This window comes from Geobacillus zalihae NBRC 101842 (assembly GCF_001544135.1).
GTDB lineage: Bacteria > Bacillota > Bacilli > Bacillales > Anoxybacillaceae > Geobacillus > Geobacillus zalihae.
In genome coordinates this window covers 1-6,894 of record NZ_BCPV01000021.1, presented here as the reverse complement: position 1 = coordinate 6,894, position 6,894 = coordinate 1, and the positions used below count along the sequence as shown (strand labels likewise).

Annotated in this window: 9 protein-coding genes and 2 pseudogenes; 10 read left to right on the top strand and 1 reads right to left on the bottom strand. The window is 50.2% G+C overall.

The features are described from left to right. The 8 genes and pseudogenes from GZ1_RS07965 to GZ1_RS07930 form a co-directional block, all read left to right on the top strand. Positions 1 to 308: pseudogene (locus tag GZ1_RS07965) on the top strand (IS1634 family transposase); the annotation flags it as partial. Positions 309 to 493: 185 nt separating this feature from the next. Next, a complete protein-coding gene (locus tag GZ1_RS07960) occupies positions 494 to 754 on the top strand; it encodes a hypothetical protein (protein ID WP_060788275.1) in 261 nt (86 codons plus the stop codon). Further along, the gene (locus GZ1_RS07955; protein WP_033014989.1) at positions 751 to 1,137 is read left to right on the top strand and encodes a pepsin/retropepsin-like aspartic protease family protein; all 387 of its coding nucleotides are present in this window, start codon (positions 751 to 753) and stop codon (positions 1,135 to 1,137) included. The genes GZ1_RS07960 and GZ1_RS07955 overlap by 4 nt, the downstream gene beginning before the upstream one ends. 301 nt (positions 1,138 to 1,438) lie before the next feature. Continuing rightward, on the top strand, positions 1,439 to 1,798 hold the full coding sequence (flaG, locus tag GZ1_RS07950) for a flagellar protein FlaG (protein WP_044741923.1): 360 nt from the start codon (positions 1,439 to 1,441) through the stop codon (positions 1,796 to 1,798). A 15-nt stretch (positions 1,799 to 1,813) separates the two neighbouring features. Then, positions 1,814 to 3,313 carry a flagellar hook-associated protein 2 gene (locus GZ1_RS07945; protein ID WP_060788274.1) on the top strand — a complete coding sequence of 500 codons (1,500 nt, stop codon included), beginning with the start codon at positions 1,814 to 1,816 and terminating at the stop codon, positions 3,311 to 3,313. A 202-nt stretch (positions 3,314 to 3,515) separates the two neighbouring features. Next, positions 3,516 to 3,917 (top strand): flagellar export chaperone FliS, encoded by a 402-nt coding sequence (gene fliS, locus GZ1_RS07940; RefSeq protein ID WP_050367808.1) that lies wholly within the window; start codon positions 3,516 to 3,518, stop codon positions 3,915 to 3,917. After that, positions 3,917 to 4,267, top strand: coding sequence for a flagellar protein FliT (fliT, locus tag GZ1_RS07935; RefSeq protein WP_031407046.1), 351 nt, complete (start codon positions 3,917 to 3,919; stop codon positions 4,265 to 4,267). Before fliS ends, fliT begins: the two co-directional genes overlap by 1 nt. Positions 4,268 to 4,278: 11 nt before the next feature. Beyond that, positions 4,279 to 4,665 carry a DUF8042 domain-containing protein gene (locus GZ1_RS07930; protein ID WP_060788273.1) on the top strand — a complete coding sequence of 129 codons (387 nt, stop codon included), beginning with the start codon at positions 4,279 to 4,281 and terminating at the stop codon, positions 4,663 to 4,665. A 140-nt stretch (positions 4,666 to 4,805) separates the two neighbouring features. Here GZ1_RS07930 and GZ1_RS07925 read toward each other — a convergent pair whose 3' ends face one another. Beyond that, positions 4,806 to 5,885: an HD-GYP domain-containing protein gene (locus GZ1_RS07925; protein WP_060788272.1), complete on the bottom strand. Its 1,080-nt coding sequence runs from the start codon at positions 5,883 to 5,885 to the stop codon at positions 4,806 to 4,808. Between the two features lie 175 nt (positions 5,886 to 6,060). Here GZ1_RS07925 and hpf point away from each other — a divergent pair, with 175 nt between their 5' ends. Next, complete coding sequence (gene hpf, locus GZ1_RS07920) at positions 6,061 to 6,609, top strand: ribosome hibernation-promoting factor, HPF/YfiA family (protein WP_060788271.1); 549 nt, start codon at positions 6,061 to 6,063, stop codon at positions 6,607 to 6,609. Between the two features lie 85 nt (positions 6,610 to 6,694). Then, positions 6,695 to 6,894: pseudogene (locus GZ1_RS07915) on the top strand (hypothetical protein); the annotation flags it as partial.

The following is a 6,894-nucleotide window of genomic DNA, read 5'->3' as shown; positions in this document are numbered from 1 at the left end:
TCTATGTCAAAAAGCCAGAACGAGTTGCGGTATTGGGCTATTTGTTTCTCTTGGCCTTGGCCATTTACCGCGTCTTTCAGCGCCGGGTGCGCCAGTTCATCACACCCGAACACCCATTAAAGGGCGCCGGAGGCCGCAAGCTGACCCGACCGACGGGGCAGGCGATTTTCCAGCTGTTTCAATATGTGAACGTCGTCCTCCTGGAGCTGCCGGATGGACGCATCCAACGCTCACTGGATCGCTCCCTCACCCCTGAACAACGAAGGATTCTGCAGGGGTTGGGGCTGGATGAGAGCATTTACGTGTAACGTCATACGGAACGACCAGCGATGGTAAAAAAAGGATAGCCATCGCTCGTCGTGTTGGTCAAAAAGTTATTCTGAAAAACTAAATAAAAAATCCTTTGTTTTGACCTTGTTAGGGTGCGAAATGTGAGTTATATATGTAAGGTGATTAGTGATAAAATGTAATAAAAAGAGATGGAGGCAAACAAATGAAATGGTCAGAGTTACGTAAGCAATATCCGAATCAATTTGTGTTGGTGGAGGCTATTTCGGCTTGTTCACAAAATGGCAAACGTATCATTAAGGAAATGGCAGTGATCGATCGGTATCATAGTGTGTCTGATGCATGGAATGGTTATAAACAGCAGCACAAAACTTTTCCGGAGAAAGAATTATATATTTTTCACACAAGTAAGGAGAAAATAGAGGTAGAAGAACAATATTTTATAGGGATTCGGGGGAGAGTATGAATATAAGAATAGAAAATGGATTACCTATTGTTTCTGTCGAAATAAAGTGTGGTGAAAAAACTGTTCTTTTAACAGACGTGTTGTTGGACACAGGTTGTGCTACGACCATTTTTGATACGGATGCACTCGCACAAATTGGTATCGAATTAGATATTATTAATGGAAGAACAAAACGAATGTACGGAGTAGGCGGATACAGCGAGATTTGTTATGAACAAATCGTAAACAACGTTATAATTGATGGAAAGGAGCTAGCATCATTTTTATTACAACTGGGAATGACTAAAGAAATATATGGTTTTGACGGAATTTTAGGCGTAGACTTTATGGAGAGAACGGGAATGATTATTGATTTTAAAAATTTCATTATTAAATATGGATAAAAGCAATGTTTGAGTTTTGCCAAGAATGTTTTGTGCTTATATTCCTCATCTTGTTTTTTTGTTTTAATGTGATTTTACTCTTTTATATTCCCCTTTTAAGTTTCTACTTCCCCCTCGTTAGTTTTTGCTTATGATACCCCCGCTATTTTCAACAATTGACAAGTATTATACACAAGAAATGAAATTATCATCATCTCCTGATTTTTATATGGATTGCATTTATTGTTCCCTCCCCCTTCACAATTCTCCATCTTTATCCGATATAAAACATAGATAGTGTTCATGCAAAGGAGCGGGCGTTATGTCGGTGGAAAGGGTCTCTTCGCATTCTCCTTCTTATTTGTATGAAAGTGTTCGCAATGAAAAGGCAAGCAGCGTGATCGAGTCGCAAAAGCAGAATCATGCTAGCACTTCGGAAGCACCGCAGCAAAACATTCCAAAAGAAAAACTAGAAGAAGTAGTGAAAGGCTTAAACGAATTCCTTCAGCCAAGCCATACGTCGTTAAAGTTTGAACTGCATGACGAGCTGCAGGAATATTACGTACAAATCATTGATGAGCGAACGGATGAGGTCATTCGAGAAATCCCGCCGAAAAAGCTGCTGGATATGTACGCGGCGATGATGGAGTTTGTCGGGCTTTTGGTGGATAAAAAAATTTAACGGTGGTGAGTCGACATGGCGAATACGTTGCGCATCAGCGGCCTCGCGAGCGGGATGGATATTGATCAAATCGTCAAAGATTTGATGAAAGCAGAGCGGATGCCGCTGGATAAATTGAAGCAGAAAAAGCAGCTGCTCGAGTGGCAGCGCGATGACTACCGGTCGATGAACACGCTGCTTCAGGGGCTTGACGACTACTTGTTTTCCAACATCACGCTCCAAAGCAGCATGCTCAAAAAAACCGTCTCGAGTTCGAACGAATCGGTCGTCACAGCGACGGCGGGCTCGAGTGCGGCGAACGTGGCGGCGGCGATTCAAGTCAATCAAGTGGCCACATCGGCCGTCTGGCTGTCGGATGCAGGGACGAGAGTGGACAAAGCGAATTTTTCCGTTGCCGCTGATGTGACGCTGACGATCAACGTGACAAACGGGGATGGGACGACGAAGCAGGCGACGATCACGGTGAAACAAGGAACGACGCTCGATGGGGTGATCGCCCAACTCAACAGCAACCTAGACCTTGGTGTCAGCGCGTTTTACGACGAGCAAACCGGGCGGGTTTCGATCATGAAAAAAGACACGGGGGCTCAAGCGAGTCTGGTGCTCGCCGACCAGGCGACGGTGGACTTTTTTGCACAATTAGGGTTTACGAATACTGCAGCGGGGCAAGAGCTCACGGGGAAAACGGCAGGGAAAGACGCCGACATTACCATCAACGGCTTGCAAACGACCCGTTCATCGAACACGTTTACGATCAACGGCGTGACGTATACGGTCAAAGGGACGGGCACGGCGATGGTGTCGGTGGCGACGGACGCCGATGCGATGTTTAACGCCATTAAAGGGTTTGTCGACAAATACAACGACACGATCGACAAAATCAACGCCGAGCTGAAAGAAGAGCGCTACCGCGACTATCCGCCGCTTACCGACGAGCAAAAGGAAGCGATGACGGAGAAACAAATTGAGCTGTGGGAAGAAAAGGCGCGGAGCGGGATGCTTCGCGGCGATTCGATGTTGTCGAGCGCCCTTAGCCAAATGCGGATGAACTTGTATACGAAGGTAGAGGGGGCGAATATCGCGAGCGGGTTTTCGCAGCTCGCGCAAATCGGGATTACGACGTCGTCGAATTACCTTGACGGTGGGAAGCTGATCATTGACGAGACGAAGCTGCGGGAGAAAATCAAGGAAAACCCGGATGCCGTCTATCAGTTGTTTAACCAAGACGGGGCGACGGATGCGGAAAAAGGCATCGCCCGCCGACTGCGCGATACGATCAAGGAAACGATCGGGAAAATCGAGCAAAAGGCGGGGAAAACCGTTTGGACAAACCAACAGTTTGCGATCGGGCGCGATTTAATCCAGATCAATGACCAAATTGACCGGTTTCAAGATCGGCTGAAACAGATTGAAGACCGCTACTACCGCCAATTCACAGCGATGGAAGAGGCGATTCAGCGCGCCAACCAACAAAGCATGTATTTGATGAATGCCTTTGGCGGCATGCAAAGATAACGATCAGCGGCTGTGGCATGCAGGCGTCCGTTGGCGCTTGGCCATCATCGGAAAGCGATCCGCTTCCTGATGATGGAGGTTTTAGGCTGAGACAACTGAAAAGGCGCGACGCCTCTTGAAAGGGGCGGTTTGGCTGAAAAAAACGTTCTTGCTTCAGTCTTGAAACGTGTGCAGCACTTGACGTGGAAGAGGAGTGATCGGGATGGCAACGAACAATCCGTATCAACACTACCAAGCGAACGCTGTGCAGACGGCGTCGCCCGGTGAACTGACGTTGATGTTGTATAACGGGTGCTTGAAGTTTATCAAGCTCGCGCGCCAGGCGATCGAGAAGGGGGACATTGCGGCGCGCAATGAAAATTTGATTAAGGCGCAAAACATCATTTTGGAACTCATGAAGACATTGAAGATGGAGTATGAAGTCGCGAAATCCATGATGACGATGTATGACTACATCTACCGCCGCCTGGTTGAGGCGAATGTGAAACACGATGCGGCGATTTTGGATGAAGTGGAAGGGTATGTCACGGAGTTTCGCGATACGTGGAAGCAAGTGATTCAGCTCAATCGGCAGCGCCAATACGCGGAAGGCGGGCAGGCGTAATGAGCGTGCGCGAAGTTTGGCAGTTGACGCGCGAATTGCTCGAAGCGACCGCTCTGCCGTGGCCAGCTGAGGAGCGCGAGGCGCGGCTTGTGCAAGTGGATGAGCTGCTTCGGCGGCGTGAGGAGTGGCTTCGGGAGCTGCGGCCGCCATACAGCGAGGAAGAGCAGCGGCTTGGCCGCGAGATCGTTGCTTGGAATCGAGAGATTGAAGCGCGGCTTCGTCAAGTGCGTGATGAGATTGGCAGTGATTTGCGGATCACCGAGGCGAAGCGGCAGGCGAACGCCCGCTATGTTCATCCGTACGAGCAGCCGCTTTCGTTCGATGGAATGTTTTACGATAAACGGCGATAGGTGGAATGGATATGGCAAAATTGACGAGTGACGCGCTGGACATCATCCGCCAATACGCAGCGTTGCTCGAGACAGTCGAAGAAGGGCTCGACTATGTGGCGGCGAGCTTTTCTGACCCGCGGCGGATGCATGCGGATGTGTTGCTGGCGGATCTTTTATTGGCGCTTGGGAAAATCGGTGAGACGAACGTTTATTTATGCCAGCTGTTCGCTGACGAGAGCGATTTGGTCGGCCATATCGAACGGTTTGCGGATGTGCTGGAAGCGGCAGCGGCGCTTGACGGGCAATTTTCCGATGCGGCGGCGAAAGAGCGTATTGTCTGTGGACGGTTGTCGCCGGCGTTTCAGGCGTGGAAGAGTGCGATGGAGAGCGGTCTGCGGCGGTATGTTGTGCAGTGAAGAACGAGCGGCGGTGCTTTGGCAGCCATTCAAGCGAAAGCGGGTGTCCTCTTGCTGGAATCGAGGGCACCCGCTTTTGTGCGGCAGGGCGAATGAAACCGGCATTCGTTCGCCTGTTTTTGCCGTGAGCGGCAAAAGAGTCAAACGGCCTTGACAATGGTGATGTTCATCTCTTTCCGCAAGTCAATCTCATACGGGCTTTTCAGCTCCTCGCCTGCTGGATTTTTGATGACGCGGACGATGGGGCGGAGCGGGAAACCCGGAAACACTTGCGAGACGACGCCGACTTCTCCGGTGTTGAGCTTAACGGTCGTGGCGACCGGGTAGACGGCGATGTAGGAAAGGAAGAGCTTAATGAGTTCGTAGTCCAGCATGCCGCCGGCGGCGGATAAGTATTCGGCTGCCTCGTGCGGCGAGTATTGTCTTCGGTGGTAGCGCGCCGATGTCAAGGCGTCAAAAACGTCGGCGATGGCGACGATGCGGGCGTATTCGTGAATGTCATCGCCCGATAAGGCGCGCGGGTAGCCGCTGCCGTCGCACCGCTCATGGTGCTGCAAGGCGCAGTGGGCGGAAAAGAGCGAGATGTTGCGCTGGCGCCGCAGCAGTTCAAAGCCGAGATATGTATGACGGCGGACGATTTCCTTTTCCTCTTCCGTCAAGGCTCCTTTTTTTCGCCAAAGGCCGTCAGGCAGCTGGGTCATGCCGATGTCAAACAGCAGCGCGCCGATGCCAAGGTCAAGCAGCTGTTGGGGGCGATACCCTTTGGCGATGCCGATGACGCCCGCGATCGTGGCGACGTTGACCGAATGGTGGAAAAAGTAGCCGTTTGAGATGACCAAATCCGACAAGTTGATGAGCAAATCTTCTTGTTTGAGCAAATAGTCCAAAATGTCTTTGAACACGTTTTCGTACTCTTTTCCTAAATCGAGGGAAGACACGCGGCTGAGCAGCTTTTTTTGCTCGATCAAGGCCGTCATCGTCTCGTACACTTTTTTCACCGCCTGCTGGCGCACGGTCGGGCTGATGAGCGGGCGCGGGCGGATGTCATAGGTTTGTTTGTCGTCAATATAAATGTATTGAACCCCTTTTTGCGCCAACGAGCGGATGTAGCCGCTTGTCAGCCGTACGCCGCGCGACAAAAGGACGCTGCCGTTGGCGGCGAACAAGTCGACAGCGAGCACGTCGCCGCTTTTTGCATGAGAAATATGGATCTTTCGCATTGTTCACACACTCCGTACTTTCCACACCGATTAAGAAAAAACGCCCATGCCTATTTTACCATATTTTCCTATGATTTTCACAAAATCTTCGAAAATATTTTTGATTGAAGCAGGGGTTTGATGGGTAATGAAAAAATGTAGGGATCTATAGTTTGAAAATAAGGAGTGGTCAGCGATGATGTATTACATTCGCGGGGAAAACATCGAAGTCACGCCTGCGCTGCGTGAGTACGTGGAGAAAAAAATCGGCAAGTTGGAGCGCTATTTCGACCGCACCGATGACGTGAATGTCCATGTCAATTTAAAAGTCTACAACGATGGACAAGGGAAAATCGAAGTGACCATTCCGATGCCGCATTTGTTGCTTCGGGCGGAAGAGCGCCATAACGATATGTATGCGGCGATCGATTTAGTGACGGATAAACTGGAGCGGCAAATCCGCAAACATAAAACGAAAGTCAATCGGAAGCTGCGCGACCGTGAGAAAGGAGTGAAGTTGGCGGCTCCTGTGCCAAACGGCGCTGCTGCGGCGGAGAGCGAAGACGAGTTTGAAATCGTGCGCACGAAACATTTCAGCTTAAAGCCGATGGACAGCGAAGAAGCGATTTTGCAGATGAATTTGTTAGGGCACAACTTCTTTATCTTTACGAACGCCGAAACGAACCGGACGAACATCGTCTACCGCCGCAAAGACGGAAAATACGGATTGATCGAGGCGAATTAAACGGTTGCCTCTTGTGCGCATCCCCTGCTTTTTTTGGCAGGGGATGTTATAATATGCATGAGAAAAAGCAAAATGGGGGAGAGCAATGGAGGAATTGTTGCGTCAAATTTTGTCCAAGTTGGACAACATGGAAAAAGGGTTTTTGGTGTTCCAAGAAGAAACTCGCCAACGGTTTGAGCAGATGGATGGCCGTTTGACGGAGATGAACGGACGCCTCGTCGGCCTCGAACAGGAAATGGGCGCGGTGAAAGAGCGGTTAGACCGTGTGGAAACGCGGTTGGGCGG